This window comes from Nocardia amamiensis NBRC 102102 (genome assembly GCF_001612745.1).
Classification (GTDB): Bacteria; Actinomycetota; Actinomycetes; order Mycobacteriales; family Mycobacteriaceae; genus Nocardia; species Nocardia amamiensis.
This window is the reverse complement of sequence record NZ_BDBA01000019.1, coordinates 15,480-31,016: the sequence shown is the minus strand read 5'-3', so window position 1 is coordinate 31,016 and position 15,537 is coordinate 15,480. Positions and strand designations below refer to the sequence as shown.

Genomic DNA, 15,537 nt, shown 5'->3' with positions numbered 1-15,537 from the left:
GGTTCCTCCGATCGAATGGATGAACGAGCTACCCGTCCATATGCTCGGCAATTTTTCGCCGGGGCCCTACGGCGCCGAGTCGATCTGCGCTTCGAAACGCGCCCATCGACTTCCGCCGGAACGCGATGCGGGATGAACAAACGGCAAAGAAAATAGCAGTCTGTTCTCGGCCACAATGCCGACCGACGGTCGGATCTACAACATGGTGAGCCAGCGGATTCGATTACGCCGCAGTCGGACTCGACGGCGCAACGACACGGTAAAGGCTCGCCCGAGGGAGGCTTACAACATGGATTCGTTCTGGGATTACGTGTGGTACACGATCCTCGTGTTCGCCTTCGTGGCGTACCTGATCGTTCTGTTCCAGATTCTGGTGGATCTGTTCCGTGACCACTCCGTGTCCGGCGTCGCCAAAGCCGTGTGGGTGATTGCCCTAGTGGTGTTCCCGTACCTGACGGCGCTGGTGTACCTGATCATCCGAGGACGGGGCATGGCGCTGCGCTCCCAACGTGCGCAGGCGGAGGCGAAGCAAGCCACCGATCAGTACATCCGGCAGGTCGCGGGCAAGTCCCCCGCCGAGAGTATCGCCGACGCGAAGGCCCTGCGCGACGCAGGTGTCATCACCGACGTGGAATTCGAACAGCTCAAGGCTCAGGCCTTGGGGCAGCCGGGTTCGGCGCCCAACGCGTCGACCGCGCCGTGACACTACGGCCATCGCACCGAATTACTACCGGACGCCGTGGAGCGCTCAGATCCCGGTGCGTGCGGTGACGCGGCCGTCCCGGTTCGCGCGCTGCAGTTCGGCATGGTCCCGGATGGTCTGGTCGGCGTACGTCTCGGCGTACTCCGCGACGGCATGGTCGAACGCGTCTGTCGTGCCGAGGTAGGAGGCGATCGCGATACGGTCGCCGGCACGGGCGTGTGCATATGCCAGCACCCGGCCGCACAGTCGGCCGTACAGGCTCAGTGCCTTGGGCTCCATGGTCTCTATCACCGCTGAGCCCTTACCGTCGCGTAGTTGCCGGACGTAGAAGTCTCGGCTTTCGCCATCGATGTCGGGACCTTGCTGCCAGCCCAGCAGGATGTCGCTTGCCGCTTGCATCAGCCGTTGGCCCTGCACTACTCGCTCACCTTGGTTGGTGAACGACGGGCCCGCCAGATAGCGTGACAGTACCGACGGTTGCGCCTCTTTCACTTGCAGAATCAAGGGATCGTCGTCGACTCCCAGCATCAGGACGATCCATGCGCGGGTGCCGACGCTGCCCACGCCGACCACCTTGCGCGCAGCTTGAACGAATTCGAACTGGTCCAGCAGTACGCGGCGATTGTCCTGCAGGGTCGCACGATAGTCCCTGAGACGTTGGCGCAGTTCGCGATACAGATTCTCGGCGTCCAGGTCCGCGAAGATCTCCTCGATCGGGACGATCAGGGGAGGATCGCTGATGATTTTCGGTCGGCCGTCGACACGTGTGGTCAGCTTGGCGAGCGCCTGCTGGCTGTCGCGAGTCCGCGATTTCGCCAGGGCCTTGCGCACTCGCTCACGAGTGGATGTGTCCAGTTCATCGCGCAGTTCGGTCAATTCGGCCGTGGGGTCGACGCGCGAATACCACACTGCGGTGGTACTTTGCTCGGCTTGGTGTCGCATGGTCGTTCGGTATTCGGCTGCGCAGGCAAGCGTGGCCCGGAGTCGCTGCTTCCCGGAAAATCCGTTCTCGTCGGCGGCGACCGCGAGGCTGGTGACGAGCCGCTTGACATCCCATTCGAACGGACCAGGGTACGTCTCATCGAAATCGTTGATATCGAATGCCAGGCGACGTTCGGGCGTGGCGAAGATTCCGAAATTGCTCAGGTGGGCATCACCGCACAGGTGCGTACGGAGTCCGGACGTGGGCGTGCGGGACAGATCGTCGGCCATGATCAGGGCGGCCCCGCGATAGAAGGCGAACGGGGAGCTCACCATGCGCCCGTACCGCACCGGAACCAATTGCGGAATACGAGTTCGCGCCTGCCGCTCGAGCAGGCCGAGCGGGTCGCGCCCGGTGGTGTCGTGTTCGGCGAGAGCGGTGACAGGAGTGGTGCGCCGAGCGGCTTCACCCTGCTCGACGCGCGCGGCGCGGCTGTAGGCCATCCACCTGCACATATATCGATTGAAACAAAAGCAGGCGGGTTCGACCACAACGTCAGTGGGTCAGGATGACTTTGACCCCGACAACGGTGGTCGCCGCGCCCGCGAGAAGCAGCGCCTCGACGATGGTCGAACGCCGGGGCCGCGCACCATTGAGCCGCTCGATGACGAACACGATTCCGCCGATCCGGATCAACACGACCACCTCGGCGAGCAGCTGGGCCGTGCGCGGTTCCATCCACCCGAGACCGGCGATGGCCAGAATCGCGCAGGGCAGCACCGCCGAGCTGAGGATCGGCACGGAATCACGCAAGTCCGTCCAGCGCTCCCGAGAGGAGATCCGGTGGTTCTGCCGGACGCTTTGCCCGACACCTTCGGCGAAAGAGTGTGCAATGAATGTCGAGGCGGCCGTCCCGAGAACGATCAAGATGCCGACTTGCTCGGCGGATGTCGTCACCGGTATGAGCGCGGCGAGGATCAGGACATTTCCATAGATATATGCGCTGATCCGGCTGGCCGCGTTGCGGCGGTCCAGCGGAATTCTCCGAGAGAACAGCGGTCCGTGTAGGAGTGCTTGTTTGCTCGCTTCCATCGACTCCTCGCAGAGTTCGTCGCCGCGCAATTCGTCTTCGGAGAACCGTACCGAATCCGCAGTAGTAGCTCACCAACCCAAGCGAAACGATGACAACACGCGATCGGTGCGGTTGAGTCGATGACATGCGGTCGACGAAAAAGTCCGGCGCACTGGCCAAGGCTCTCGCAGCGCGCATCGAGTCGGCGGATGGCTGGTCACGAACGGCCCGACTGGTTGTCAATGGATTCGTCGAGATCGAGATCGTGGATCGATCGATGACCCTCGCAGCCAAAATATTCACATGTGTATTGCCCGTGATCATCGCAGGCTCGATCTTCACCTACTGGGATCTGGCCGCCCGAGCGATAAATGATCAGCTCGGCTTCGACACGAAGACGCTCTTGTCCGGTGTCGGCGTTTTCACTGCCACCGATCCGACCTTCGCGGCTTTCGGTGTCGTCGGATTGCTGATGGTCGCAGTCAGTGGCACCTCGCTCGCAAGAGCGCTGGCTCGGATCTATGGGAAGATCTGGAACGTGCCGTCGATCGGCCTGCGCGACGCCTGGCGCTGGCTGATCGTCCTCCTCGCCATCACCCTCTCTGCCGTATTGATCGGCGCGATTCGCGAACTGACCGGGGTCCGTTACATCGGCGTGCCCCTCGCACTGGTCGGCGAACTGGTGATCTGGATGGTCGTCTGGACTCTCAGCCCGTACCTGCTCACCATGGGGAAGCTGTCCGCTCGTGTTCTCTGGGTGACCGGCATGCTCACGGCATCCGGTCTCACGATCGTCCGTGCCGTGGGACGAGTCGTTCTGCCGAGGGTCACGGCAACCGCGTATACGCGATTCGGACTCCTCGGGCCGGTGTTCACCTCGATCAGCTGGCTGTTCGTGCTTTCCATCGTGATCATCGGCGCCGCGACGATCACCAGGGCGCTCGCCCTCGAGGACACACACCTCGGTCGGTATCTCCGCGGCCCGGTCACCGACGATTCAGAGTATGGCCACACCTGACCGAGCTACTGCGCGAGCCTGTGGCGCCGGGCAACTCGCGGGGGATCCGATCGGGCGGTGGTCAGAGTTCGCTGGGGATATGCTGGCCAGGTGAGGCGAGCGCCGGCACCGGCGATTGCAATCTGAGCGTCGAGTACCGATCAAAACCCGGATAGCACACGACCTGCGGTTCCGGTGAGTCTCCCTCGAAGCGGGCAAGACCCGTCGCATCGATGAATCCCATCCGTGTGTATCGCTGATGAGAGAGGTGACCGGCAAATGTCAGCAACCGATGATAGTTCCGTCAAGCAGGCGGTCGCGGCCGGGACGTCGATCGGCGCCGCGGTTCTCCTACTGGCCGCGGGCGTCCTGTCGATCTTCCAGGGAATCGCCGCCATCGCCAAGGACGAGATCTTCGTGTCCGGGCCCAATTACACCTACCAGTTCAGTACCACCAGTTGGGGCTGGATCCATCTCGTTCTCGGGATCTTGGTGGTGATCGCCGCGGTCGGGCTGATAGCCGGAGCGATGTGGGCGAGGGTGATAGCGGTGTTCCTGGCCGCGTTGTCGATCCTGGCCAACTTCCTCTGGCTGCCGTACTACCCATGGTGGTCGACCATCATGATCGCCTTGGGTGTCGTCGTGATCTGGGCGGTGACGACCTGGCAGCCGAGCCGAATGTGACTCGCACTCGGCTGCGCTGCCGGTCGGTTTACCCGCCTCGGTAGGGGCGATACCGGGTCCCAGCGCAGGTCATGCGTTGGCCTGCGCCGGGGTCCCGGCATCGTTCTTCGTCTCGGCCTCGGCCTGTTGCGGCCAGGCGCGGGCGGGGCGGATGAGGATTTCCAATACCAGCAGTGCCAGGAGTGCGCCGAGCACGATCCAGACGACCACCAGCCCAGTGGGATAGCGCCAGAACACCAGCAGTAGCGCGGCGATTCCGATGATCGCCCATCGCAGTGCTGCGCGTGCGCGGAAGGCCCATGTTTCCACTCGGTTCGGCGGGCGCGACCGCCGGAGTTGCTGCACTGCGTCCATGCCGCGACCGAGTCCGCGCCGGGTCGCGGCGGCTGAGGCCGAATCCCCGGTCAGGTAGGCGCCGAGCGCGATCGCCAAGCCGAGTACGGCGACGGCCCGCAGTGCGGTCCGCAGCGGCACCAGGACAGTGTCGATGACCTCGGTGGCGGCGTCCGGAGCGAGCACCTCGGGCGGCATCCGGTCCAGATACACCGCCCGGGCGATGAGTAGCGCGATCGCGAGGATGAGCATGCCCACAACCAACGCGAGTCCGACGAAGACCAGGGCACGGCGGCGACGACCGGCTGGCGCCGCGGCGATCGCGGCCACCGCGGCCGCGATCGTCACCCACGGCAGCACTGTCGCAGCCTTGTCGAGCGTGTCGACCGCCTGCTGCGCCCGCACCAGTTCCGGGGACCGGAACAACACGAACTGCTTGTCGACCGCGGGGATCTTCTCGGCGAAGGTGAAGCCACGATCGACCAGCCGCGCCTTCACGTTCTCGATCACCGTCCGCAGGGAAAGAGTCACCGTGCCGTTCTCGTCGACGGTCACCGACTCGGGGCCGACATGACCGGTCACCACCGCCACCAAGGCGGTGTGGGCGACGCGGTTGGCTTGCAGCCATAGGTCCTCGAACTGGTCGCTGCGCACGAACGACAGCACGGTGTCGTTGACGAAGCCACGGGCTTGCTGGGTGATCACCGGCGCCAGTCCCTCGACCGCGCGATCCACCCGTGGCCGGTCCGCGGTCGCCGGGACCGCGTCGGTCAGGGCGGCCAACGCGTCCGCGGTCAGGCCCTCGATGTCGACGCGGGCGAAGATCTCGTCGGTAATCGTATTGGAGACCTCGGTTTGCAACGCCGGGTCCGAGCCCAGCGGCGCCACCGTGCTCAGGTATCGGTTGGTGTCCAAGATTTCGCCGCGCACGAACCGCGACGTGACCGTGGTGATTGCCAGGACAGCGACAAGGACGGTCAAGACCGCCACCGCGGTCCACCGCCACGCATGCCGCGGCGGCCGAGACACCGGCGGCGGTGCCGCACCGCGAACCTCTGCGCGCAGCGCGGCCACCTCGGCCCGCAACCGCTCGAGCTCGGCGCGTTCGTCCGTGCTCAGCCGCTCCTCGGATGGATTGTCACTCGCGTGGGAATCCATGGGTCCCTCACTCCAGGAAAGGATTCGGGTGTTATGACGATGTCACCCAGTCGGTAGGCGCGTGGCCACCGCCAGCCTGCCGTTGGGTTGGGTGGCGCCGCCCCGGTCTAGGCGGTGCGTACGGCAGCCACAAAACCTTTCGAGGCCGGATTTGCGTGAAGTACTGGGTCACGCCACATCGAATGGGGTCTGGTCCCTTGCGGGTCCGGCCCGGTAAGTTTCATGACCGCTGACGATCAGACGCGTACGCTATGAATGACACTAGCATCTGGGATACCGGTGGATCCGAAGTTGTTACCGAATTCCGGTGCTATACGCAATGTATAGGGTCGCGCTGCAACACGACCGTAGTGCAATCGGTCTGATAAGAGTCCCTTTCTCGTAACGAGTGGCGGAAAGAGGGTCCCGGTGACAGATTCAGATATCGGTCCTGACGAGCTAGGCCCCATCGACTATCTCGTCATCGAATTCCCCGCCGACCGGACACCGGACGGTTCGGCGCTACCGCTGCTGCGCGATCTGGTCGACCGCGGCATTGTCCGCGTGCTGGATCTGGCGTTCGTCCGCAAGGACGCCGACGGATCGCTTGCCGGCATCGACATCACCGACGTGGGGCTGCAGGGTGATTTCGACATCACTCTGTTCGCCGAGGCACGCTCTGGTTTGCTCGACGACACCGACTGCAGAGAAGCTGGTGTGGCGCTGGAACCGGGACGCTCGGCGGCCATCTTGATCTACGAGAACACGTGGGCCGCGCCCTTCGCGGCCGCGCTGCGACACAACGGCGCCCAACTTGTGGCCGCCGGGCGCATACCGGTGCAGAGCATCTTGTCGACTTTGGACGCTCTCGACGCCGAGAGCCGTTGAAAGCAAAAAGGTCGAATCAGCATTTCGATCGAGAGAGGCGGGAATGTAATGCCCGGACTGCTTCGCGGAGTCGCCCGCACCGCCATGGTTGCCGGAACCGCAACCGCTGTCTCCAACCGTGTCTCCCGGCGCCAAGGGCAACGCTGGGCAGCACAGGAGACCGCACAGTACGACCCCTACGCACAGTATGCGCCGGAGCCTGCCGCTGCACCCGCGCCGCCGGCACCATCGCAGGGCGGCACTGTGGGCATGGATCGGATCACCGCTCTGAAAGAACTCGGCCAACTCAAAGCGCAGGGCGTGCTCTCCGAAGCCGAATTCGAAGCCGAGAAGGCTCGAATCCTCGCTTCCTGACTGCTGCGGATTGTCCCGGCGCCGCAGGCAGTTCGGTCTAGGTGTCGCGCGGTGCCACCGGTACCGTGTGGCGGGGTAGCAGCGATGCGGCGAGCAGCCCGCCGGTTCCGATCGCGGCAAGAGCGCTCATCGCGGCAGCGTAGGCGTGGCCGCCTGGAGCTGTTCGGGCCTCGGCCGGGCCGGCCGACCGTGAATCGCCTTCCGTCCGTTCAGGACTCCGGCGGTAGTAGCGGCGACGTGAACACGTCCTCCAAGGGAGTCGGGCCGGTGTAGCGGCGGCAGTTGCAGCCGACCCACTCCCGCAGGCCATGGGTGCCTTTACGGGAAATCTCGGCGTGACAGGTCCCTGTGGCACGGTCGTGCAGTGCCAAGTCGTGGCCGCAACCGCAACGCGCGGGAAGCTTCTCCCCCGACCGAGCCCGTCGGCGGTGCCCGAATCGACCGCATACCCAGCCGACACTGAACAGGCCGGCACCGACTGCAAGGCTGAGGGGATCCAACATGCTCGAAGTATACGTATACGCATAGACGTCGTCATTCGAATCGTTTGGCCGAGACGCGGCTCGGGTGCGGGATATGCACGAGTTCTTCGTGTGGATGGGCAAGGAACTGCCCGCGCTGCTGGATCGGTGGGATGCCGAACACGGCAGCGGCACAAAGCAATTCAGCCGACTAACGGTAGCAGTAGGAGTCCGAGGAGGCGTCGCCGCCCTGGAGGCGCACCTGGTGCACCCGCAGACCTCGAAAGTCCTCGTCGTGCGGGAAAATGGAATCGTCGATGGTCATTCCGCCGTCGGGATCGGTGCGCATCACGGCCATCCAGGCGCCGACGCCGTCCGGGTAGAACTGGTCGTCCCACGCGCCGTAGAGGGAGTTGGTGACGTAGACCCGCCGACCGTTGCGGCTGATCTCGACCATTTGAGGGCCGCCGGCGAGCGGCTGGTTCGGCGCGGCCGGGTGGGCAGTGCGGCCCACGATCCCGCCGAGCCGGACGGAGCCGGTCTGTTTCGGGTTGGCCGGATCGTGCACGTCGAACTGCACGAGCTCCCCGGTACCCCAGCACGAGACGTAGAGGAATGCGTCGTCGACCGACAAGTCGATGTCGCTGACCAGCGGCGGCACCGCGCCGAACGGTTTCAGCGCAGGCGGCAGCAGGTCGGGATCAGCCGGCTCGGCTGGGATGGTGATCACCTTGTCGACCGCCCACATGCCATCGTCGCGGTGCCAACGCCACACGGAGGCCGACAAATCCTCGGTTGAGATCACCACGCCGGCGAACCCCCAGGTGGCGTCCGGATCGTGCGACGGGCGCAGTTCGAGTGGCATCTGGTTGTGCTCGCCGAGATCGATCCGCTGCTGGTGCCGACCGGCGGCGAGATCCCAGAAGTGGATGGCGTGACCGTACTTGTTTCCCAGCAGCAGTTCCGGTTTCAGTCCGTCCTCGATCATCGACGGGGTGCCCCACTCACTGCTCACCAGCGTGTTCTGGTTGAGATGCCACCACGCGTCGTATGCGAGGTATTGCGGCCCACGATCTGTTTCCCATTGCCGCAGTACATCGAACGTGTCGTGATCGAGCAGCGCGATCCCGCCCGGCCCGTCGGATCCGTCCGCTGCGCCGAGGCATGTCATGAACACACCGTCCGGCCCGCAGTGCAGCGTGTGCGGACGGGAGTAGCCGGCCTTCGCCGCGAGCTCGGAGCTGTCGACGATCTTGGCGAGGGTGGGCTGGCGTGGGTCGGGCTGGGTGTCGAACACGTACAGGATCGACGAGCGCAGACCCGGCACGATCAGGTACCGCCGAGCCAGTCCCGCCATGTGGTGGCCCTCGTGCTTCAGCGCGCTGCTACAGGCGTTCCAACCGAAATGGTGCAGCTCGTTGCCCAGGTGAGGCACCTCGGTCCAGCCCACCACCCGGCCGTAGGTGGCCGAGCCCGGCTCCACATCGATGACGGACAGCGCATCCGGCTTCTGCGCTGCGCGGTCGAACGCGACGACGTATGCCAGTCGCTCCGGTGGGGCGGCAGCCGCCTCCGCTGCGCTCCGATAGAAGGTCGAGTCCATTTCCGAGTGATTCATTTTCAGCCTCCTTCCTGCCGATGGGCGCAGACCCGCGCAGCTCGCCGATCTGGCGGTTTCGAGGTCGGCGCGACCGATGTGGTCCGGCCGTAATGGCGCGGGCAGGCAGTAACCAGTCTCTGCCTTTCCACGTGGATCGACCAGCTACCGCAGGTGCGATCGCGGTGATCAGCTCATTAACGGCGCACCGTCACCGGCGACTGGAAGCAACAACGTCACGACTGGTCGCTGGGCGCTCGGAGCAGCCGTGCTTGCAGCGCCAAATACAACAGCGCCGCATCGGCCGGCACTGCGAACGCCGAACCGGTGAGCTGCTCTATCCGTTTGAGACGGTGCAGCACCGTGTTGCGGTGCAGGTGCAGGCGATCTCCGACCGCCGACGTCGAGCCGCCGAGCTCGTACCAGGCCAGGGCGGTCTGCGCGAGAGCGTCGGCGTCGTCGGGGTGGAGCCGGTCGAATGCGGCGAGCGCATCCGAGAGGATGTCTGCGGCGAGTTCGGGGTGGGCCGCGATCAGGGCGCGCGCCGGAGATGAGGCGTACATATGTATTCCGGTGTCCGCCGGGCTCAGGCACCGGAACGCGAGACGCGCCTGGTCGAGCGCGGCAGGCGCGGAGACGAGGTCGGTGAACGGTTTGCTCGCACCGGCTCGCATCGTGGCGGCGTGTAGGGCTCGGTGCAGCGTGGCCGGGGAGTTTGCGGCGGCCAGGGTTACCCGGTCGTCGGCGAGATGGGTCCTTACGGTGCTCACCCCGGCCGCGACGAGGCGAATGTCGCCGACCAAGACGACGAACGTGCCTCGGGCGGGCAGGCGCATCCTTCTGCACAAGTCCTCGCGCCGCGTCGGTGGGAGGTCGGGATCGAGTAGTGCCCGTAACAACCGTTGATCGGGTTGTTCGTCCCCGGCGACGACTATGCGCCGGTAGGCGTCGGCCGCCGCGACGGAGTACTCGTCGACAGTGGCCCACATACGCGTGGAGAGCTGAGGCAGCGCGGGACGGTCGTCAGCTTCAGCGCGTTCGACGATGACGTCCCAGAACGCCAATCCCGCGACGCGGAAGGCGTGCAGCAGACTGTCCAGCGGGATCCCTCGCTCGGCTTTGAGGCGTCCGGCTCGGTGTGCGGGCTCGAGCGAGTACGGGGTGTCGGCGAGGGCGTCCAATAAGGCTGCGAGGCTGTCGGTTACGAGAGTCGTCAATTCTTGGTGATCGAGCGCGGCGTCGCCGCCGTAATCCTCCTCATCATGCTCGATTCGCGCGGTCACCATCGCGGAGATCGCAGCCAGATCCGCGCGCAGCTCGCGAAGAACGCGCGGGCGCTCGATGTGCGTGTCCTGGATCACTGCCGTCAACTTAGCGTCCGTTGTGCGTGTGCACAACGGTGGTGTTCGAAGTCGAGGCATGCGCCCGTCGCCACGACGGACGAGCCCCAGCGACACTGAATTTCCCTGATCCGCACAGATTGTCACTCGTCGATCGGAGTTTCCCATCATGACCACTGCCACTCGCGAATTGTTCGAGCGCTACCACGCTTGCTGGGTAGACCGCGACCCGGACCGGATCGCCGAGCTCCATACCGCTGACTCGGTGCTCCATCTGCACTCCGGACAGGAACCCGCGCGAGGTCCGGCCGCCATCCGCGAGTTCGCGGCAGGGATGCTCGCCCTGGTTCCGGACCTGACGTTCCATCTGATCTCGCTGCGCGTCGGGGACGACTTCTGGGTGGTGCAGTGGCGGTTGACCGGGACGGCGGCAACCGGCAACCGGGTAGACGTCGACCTCGCGGATTTCGTCCTGGTCGAAGACGGCGCGGTCAAGGCCAAGCACTCCTACGTCGACGGGGTCGCCATGCAGGCCGCCCTAGGTGCTGCCGCCCAATAGTGCGTGCCGTTCGACCCCGCTGCGCGCCCTGGTCACGCGCTGCTGGTGAGCCGTCCCGACTGCGTCGCCGCGGTGACAGGGGCTTCTAGACCAGCAGGCCGCTGGTTCGGCACAACAGGTGCAGCGGGGCCGAATGGTGCTAGCGGTGCCAGCAGACGATGCCGGTTGCGGCGGCGTCACCAGCGATCGTTCTTAGACGTATCAGCCGAGCGTCAAGGGCCGCATAATGTGATATGCGTCATAGGACGCCAGCAAACTCCCTGGATGGGCGACGAAAGCGCTGGCGCACCTGCGGCCTTCTGCAGCGACTTGCACCATAGCCCTATGCATGGTTAATCGATCGTGCGTAAACTGTGACCAAGCTGATATCAAAACGACGGCCGGGAAGGTCGGTTGCCCTGTAGGTGCTAGATATGCGGCGAGCGGCCCGCGAGGGCGGCGAGCAGATGTCCGCAACCGACTCGCGATCCGCAAACTTCCCTTCTCGTCATCATATTGGAGATATCGAGACCACCACTGCGGTGGTCAGTGATAACAAGACGGTAGCCGCACGATCGATGTGACGTTGCCGAATAGCTGAAGCGTTTCCCACAACACCAGAACTGCTGCATCGGCGAGCCTCAGCGGCTCTTGCTTCCCAGGTCCGTGCTGTCCCACCACGCTGCCGGAACCCGCCCCGCCTCTTCGAGAAACCGATCCACAATGTCTGACCGCAGCCTTACCACTCGCATCGCGAACGCATCAATGCCGCCCTCGGCGCGAGGGGCGTGGTAGCCATGGCCGCAGCAGCGAACGCTCGCGACAGGCCGACCGACTTCCGGTAAGCCGCGCACAAACATTCAGAAGTACAGGTTGAGAAAACAAGATCACTACCGTCACCAAAGGAGCCGCTATGGGCAAGAAGGTCGTAGACGCACTGCATCAGGATTTCCATCGCTGGAGTGAACTGGTCGACCGCGCCGCACACGCGGACAACGAAGTCGAACGGGAGAGACCCGCCTTGGCTGCGGCAGAGCTGGAAACGAAGTGGATCCGCACTGCCGCCGACGACTGGAGAACACTCCACGACCAGTGGTGCGAAAGTATCGACCGGACGCGAGCGCATGTGAAGTCCAAGTACGCCCTGCTTTGAGCCGGATTGCCGAATCGAGCCGCTCGCCGTGGCGGTGAGCGAGGTGACCTGCCGGTCCAGCGACGAGCTCCTGCCGGGCAGCATGTCGGTCGCGCCGACGGACGCGGCCAGCGCGCGGGCAGTCTCCTGAAGGCCGGGCCACGCCTCCTCGGGCAGCCCACCGTCGGCTAGGTAGCGCGGCAGGACACGGATCTTCTCTGCGTGGAGCGCACGGTGCCCGTCGTCCGCGCAACTCGATAGGCACCCGAACTCGGCTGCGCTGTCGGAGAGGGGGCGGACTGTCCGACAGCCGACTCATCGCGCAGTGCATCGACCTGATCTTCTCAGTCGCCAGACGCCGAAGGCCAATGCGGCCATCGCTGTAATCGCCGCGGCCACAGGGCCATACCTTCGCAACACAGCGATCTGCTCTCGCGCTTCCTGCGATTGGGTGACCATTTCTTCAATCGTCTCTTCGTCGAAGCGCAGGCTGCCCTCGAAGACGGTGACCAGGGCGGGGTCGTCGACGGCGGTGGCCAGATACCGACGTTGATGCTCGCTCACCACAATGATCGCGCCGGTGACGGGGTCTACCCAGAAGTCGCGGGTGGCGGAGTAGTACAGCGACATCGTGATCGTTTCCTCGTCGCCGCTTCGCCCCACCGTCTGCGCGGGGAGTGTGAGACGTCCCCGGGCCGGCAGCAGGTCGGACAGCTCCACCGGGTGTATGTCAGCCGGGAACTTGATCAGTCTGTCTGCGACGTAGCTCGGCAGGACAATCGCGACCGTGGCGAGCAAGGCGGCGGCCGCGAGTGCGAAGTATACGAGTCGCTTGCGCGACCGATTCTTCGCGCTCGGTTGTGCACCCCACTCGATGTCGAGATCCACAGGGAAGTAATCAGTTTTGGTCATAAGGATTCGCCTTTGAAGGTCATACGCCGCTTCGCTGCACGGGTTCTCGCAGAGGTAGCCATTCGGAAGCGGCCCCTGGTTCAGCCGCCTGCACCGCGATAGCCGGCATACAGCTCGTGACAGTGGACGATCGACGGCTCCCTCCATGAGATTGACGATATCGTCACATGCGATGCAGATCTCAGTCAAGAGAGAGCTGACGAATTCGTCATAATCTGGATTCCCGCTCGACATGCTGGAGCTGGTGCTGCGGTCGCCACTCCGAGTTCGGGCTTGGGTTGCTCGGCTCGGTGACCCCTCACGCGGAGACGGCGAGGCCTCGGATGCGGCTGGGCGAAGGGGCTACTGGATGACGCTGGGGGCGCTCACTTCGCATGCTGTGACCGGCGGCGGAACAATCGCTGGATATGCCCGCGGATACCAGCGAGAGTCCGCGGTTTCGAAGCGGTTTCGACGGCTTCCGGGGCCGATGTCGCCTGGGCGAATCGCGCGTGCAGTTGTTCGCGGACCTGGTCCGGGGTGTAGGCGCGGCGGCGGCGCTCGGCGCGCACCACCACGACACCGGTGGCAACCACACCGGCTGCACCCGCCAATCCCAACACCTTCCACCACCTCATACCGCATAGGCTACGACCATGACGGGGACGGGCATCAGTCTCGACCGAGCGGTCGAGGTCACCAGAACGGGTGATATCTGGCTTTTCCGAGGCCATTCGACAGCCGACCGGGTGATCCGCATAACGACGAACAGTCCGGTGAACCATGTCGGCATGTCGGTGGTGATCGACGATCTGCCCGCCCTCATCTGGCACGCGGAACTCGGGCGATCTTTGCCCGACATGTGGTCGGGGACCACGCACCGCGGCGTTCAGTTGCACAACCTGCGCGATGCCGTGCTGGTCTGGGCGCACCGTTACGGTCAGCAGGCCTGGTTGCGCCAGTTGGACCCGCCTGCCACCCGAGAGATGGAGGAAAGCGTGCTGCGCACCATCGCGCGGCTCGATGGCACCCCGTTCCCCTCCACCGCCGCTCTTGCCGGGCGCTGGCTGCGCGGTCGTGCACGCCTCCCCCGCCGCAAAACGAGTCGGTCGGCCGCCCGAGAACTGGAGAACGCGTACTGCGCCGAAATCGTCGCTGCGACATACCAAGCGATGGGCCTGCTACCGCAACACCGCAGCCCCGACTGGTACGACCCTGGCCGATTCTGGAGCGGAGACGGACTGCGGCTGTCCGGCACCTACCAACTGGGCGGCGAAATAGCCGTCCGAACACCCGCCGAGGTACTCGGCTGACTCGACGGGCGATGTCGCGGTGTGCCTGGCGGCAATCGGCGAGCAATCTCACCATGGGGTCGGTCTTTTCCGGCGGCCGAGCCGTTCTTCTCTGAACCTGCGGGAGACTCGCCCCGCTCGCGGTGACACCCGCGCCGTGCCATCGCCCACCCGCCCGGGTGCCGGTCCGTCGCGACCGACCGGTTTCCACCGCTGGGAAGACGTTCGGTACGGCCGCTGCAGTTCCCAGGGAAAAATGACCTGCCGTCAGCACCTGGGCCTCCGATCGGGCCGGACGGCTTCACCCTGAGAGGGAACCACATTCGATGAGGATCAACCGCACAATCCGCCTCGCCATCGGGGCGATCGCCGTCACCCTCGCCGCCACCGCCTGCGGCGGCAGTAACAGCAGCGACTCCGCGACCATCAGTGATCACGTGAGGGAGGGGAAGCTGACCATCGGCATCAAGTTCGACCAGCCCGGACTGGGCTTTCGCGAAGCGGACGGCTCCTACCACGGGTACGACGTCGAGATCGCCAAGTATGTGGCGGGCAAGCTCGGCGTGCAGCCCGCCGGCATCACCTTCAAAGAGGCGCCGTCGGGCAAACGCGAGACGATGATCATGAACGGCGAGGTGGACTTCATCGTCGCCAGCTACTCGATCACCGACGCGCGCAAGGAGAAGGTCGACTTCGCCGGGCCGTACTTCGTGGCCGGGCAGGCCCTGCTGGTGAAGAAGGAGACCACCGACATCACCGGTGTCGAGTCACTGACCGGCAACAAGAAGCTGTGCTCGGTCAAAGGCTCCACCCCTGCGCAGTACGTCAAGGACAATTACGCCAAAAGCGTTCAGCTGGTGGAAGTGGACACCTACTCGCAGTGCATCGACGCCCTGCGCAGCGGCTCGGTCGACGCGGTGACCACCGACGACATCATCCTCGCCGGTTACGCCGGGCAGGCATCGGGCGAACTGAAGCTGGTCGGCAACACGTTCACCATCGAGAAGTACGGCATCGGCCTGAAGAAGGGCGATCAGGAGACCCGCACCAAGATCAACGATGCGCTCGAGGCAATGATCGCCGACGGCTCTTGGAAGAAGGCGTTCGAGGACACGATCGGTCCGCTCCGCGACTCGACGCTGACGCCGCCGATGGTCGACCGGTACTGATCTGACTGCACCCACCCCAGCGCCGGC

At 64.9% G+C, this 15,537-nt stretch carries 17 protein-coding genes and 1 pseudogene; 10 read left to right on the top strand and 8 right to left on the bottom strand.

The genetic code is table 11. The features are described 5' to 3' along the window. Window positions 1-289 precede the first annotated feature (289 nt). A complete protein-coding gene (locus NA4_RS05280) occupies window positions 290-703 on the top strand; it encodes an SHOCT domain-containing protein (protein WP_067464715.1) in 414 nt (137 codons plus the stop codon). Between the two features lie 45 nt (window positions 704-748). On the opposite strand, the gene NA4_RS05275 is transcribed toward NA4_RS05280, so the two are convergent. Continuing rightward, entirely contained in the window at window positions 749-2,140 is a 1,392-nt protein-coding gene (locus NA4_RS05275; protein WP_067464713.1) for a DUF2252 domain-containing protein, read from the bottom strand. Between the two features lie 40 nt (window positions 2,141-2,180). Continuing rightward, window positions 2,181-2,717: a hypothetical protein gene (locus NA4_RS05270; RefSeq protein ID WP_067464877.1), complete on the bottom strand. Its 537-nt coding sequence runs from the start codon at window positions 2,715-2,717 to the stop codon at window positions 2,181-2,183. A 125-nt stretch (window positions 2,718-2,842) separates the two neighbouring features. Here NA4_RS05270 and NA4_RS05265 point away from each other — a divergent pair, with 125 nt between their 5' ends. Further along, window positions 2,843-3,715: a hypothetical protein gene (locus NA4_RS05265; RefSeq protein WP_067464711.1), complete on the top strand. Its 873-nt coding sequence runs from the start codon at window positions 2,843-2,845 to the stop codon at window positions 3,713-3,715. A 258-nt stretch (window positions 3,716-3,973) separates the two neighbouring features. Next, window positions 3,974-4,378 carry a DUF7144 family membrane protein gene (locus tag NA4_RS05260; RefSeq protein ID WP_067464708.1) on the top strand — a complete coding sequence of 135 codons (405 nt, stop codon included), beginning with the start codon at window positions 3,974-3,976 and terminating at the stop codon, window positions 4,376-4,378. 69 nt (window positions 4,379-4,447) lie between these two features. On the opposite strand, the gene NA4_RS05255 is transcribed toward NA4_RS05260, so the two are convergent. Further along, on the bottom strand, window positions 4,448-5,869 hold the full coding sequence (locus NA4_RS05255) for a hypothetical protein (RefSeq protein WP_067464706.1): 1,422 nt from the start codon (window positions 5,867-5,869) through the stop codon (window positions 4,448-4,450). A gap of 408 nt (window positions 5,870-6,277) precedes the next feature. On the opposite strand from NA4_RS05255, the gene NA4_RS05250 reads away from it, so the two are divergent. Together NA4_RS05250 and NA4_RS05245 are read left to right on the top strand one after the other, a co-directional pair. Then, on the top strand, window positions 6,278-6,736 hold the full coding sequence (locus NA4_RS05250; RefSeq protein WP_067464704.1) for a DUF6325 family protein: 459 nt from the start codon (window positions 6,278-6,280) through the stop codon (window positions 6,734-6,736). 48 nt (window positions 6,737-6,784) lie between these two features. Next, the gene (locus NA4_RS05245; RefSeq protein WP_067464702.1) at window positions 6,785-7,090 is read left to right on the top strand and encodes an SHOCT domain-containing protein; all 306 of its coding nucleotides are present in this window, start codon (window positions 6,785-6,787) and stop codon (window positions 7,088-7,090) included. A gap of 209 nt (window positions 7,091-7,299) precedes the next feature. On the opposite strand, the gene NA4_RS38720 is transcribed toward NA4_RS05245, so the two are convergent. Next, complete coding sequence (locus NA4_RS38720) at window positions 7,300-7,593, bottom strand: hypothetical protein (RefSeq protein ID WP_245671118.1); 294 nt, start codon at window positions 7,591-7,593, stop codon at window positions 7,300-7,302. A gap of 64 nt (window positions 7,594-7,657) precedes the next feature. On the opposite strand from NA4_RS38720, the pseudogene NA4_RS44090 reads away from it, so the two are divergent. Further along, window positions 7,658-7,720 (top strand): annotated as a pseudogene (locus NA4_RS44090) (hypothetical protein); the annotation flags it as partial. A gap of 42 nt (window positions 7,721-7,762) precedes the next feature. Here NA4_RS44090 and NA4_RS05240 read toward each other — a convergent pair. Next, complete coding sequence (locus NA4_RS05240; protein WP_067464693.1) at window positions 7,763-9,169, bottom strand: selenium-binding protein SBP56-related protein; 1,407 nt, start codon at window positions 9,167-9,169, stop codon at window positions 7,763-7,765. Between the two features lie 215 nt (window positions 9,170-9,384). Further along, window positions 9,385-10,509, bottom strand: coding sequence for an RsbRD N-terminal domain-containing protein (locus NA4_RS05235; RefSeq protein ID WP_067464687.1), 1,125 nt, complete (start codon window positions 10,507-10,509; stop codon window positions 9,385-9,387). Between the two features lie 148 nt (window positions 10,510-10,657). On the opposite strand from NA4_RS05235, the gene NA4_RS05230 reads away from it, so the two are divergent. Beyond that, window positions 10,658-11,047, top strand: a complete 390-nt coding sequence (locus NA4_RS05230) for a nuclear transport factor 2 family protein (RefSeq protein WP_067464685.1) — start codon at window positions 10,658-10,660, stop codon at window positions 11,045-11,047. An 892-nt stretch (window positions 11,048-11,939) separates the two neighbouring features. Further along, window positions 11,940-12,179, top strand: a complete 240-nt coding sequence (locus tag NA4_RS05225) for a hypothetical protein (RefSeq protein ID WP_067464682.1) — start codon at window positions 11,940-11,942, stop codon at window positions 12,177-12,179. A 294-nt stretch (window positions 12,180-12,473) separates the two neighbouring features. Here the strand turns inward: NA4_RS05225 and NA4_RS05220 are convergent, their stop codons facing one another. Both NA4_RS05220 and NA4_RS05215 read right to left on the bottom strand, forming a co-directional pair. Then, window positions 12,474-13,217 carry a porin PorA family protein gene (locus NA4_RS05220; RefSeq protein ID WP_169810977.1) on the bottom strand — a complete coding sequence of 248 codons (744 nt, stop codon included), beginning with the start codon at window positions 13,215-13,217 and terminating at the stop codon, window positions 12,474-12,476. 218 nt (window positions 13,218-13,435) lie between these two features. Continuing rightward, window positions 13,436-13,687: a hypothetical protein gene (locus NA4_RS05215; RefSeq protein ID WP_067464678.1), complete on the bottom strand. Its 252-nt coding sequence runs from the start codon at window positions 13,685-13,687 to the stop codon at window positions 13,436-13,438. Between the two features lie 18 nt (window positions 13,688-13,705). Here NA4_RS05215 and NA4_RS05210 point away from each other — a divergent pair, with 18 nt between their 5' ends. Both NA4_RS05210 and NA4_RS05205 read left to right on the top strand, forming a co-directional pair. Further along, entirely contained in the window at window positions 13,706-14,362 is a 657-nt protein-coding gene (locus NA4_RS05210) for a hypothetical protein (protein WP_067464676.1), read from the top strand. A 305-nt stretch (window positions 14,363-14,667) separates the two neighbouring features. Next, window positions 14,668-15,510 (top strand): glutamate ABC transporter substrate-binding protein, encoded by an 843-nt coding sequence (locus NA4_RS05205; RefSeq protein WP_067464674.1) that lies wholly within the window; start codon window positions 14,668-14,670, stop codon window positions 15,508-15,510. Window positions 15,511-15,537 lie beyond the last annotated feature (27 nt).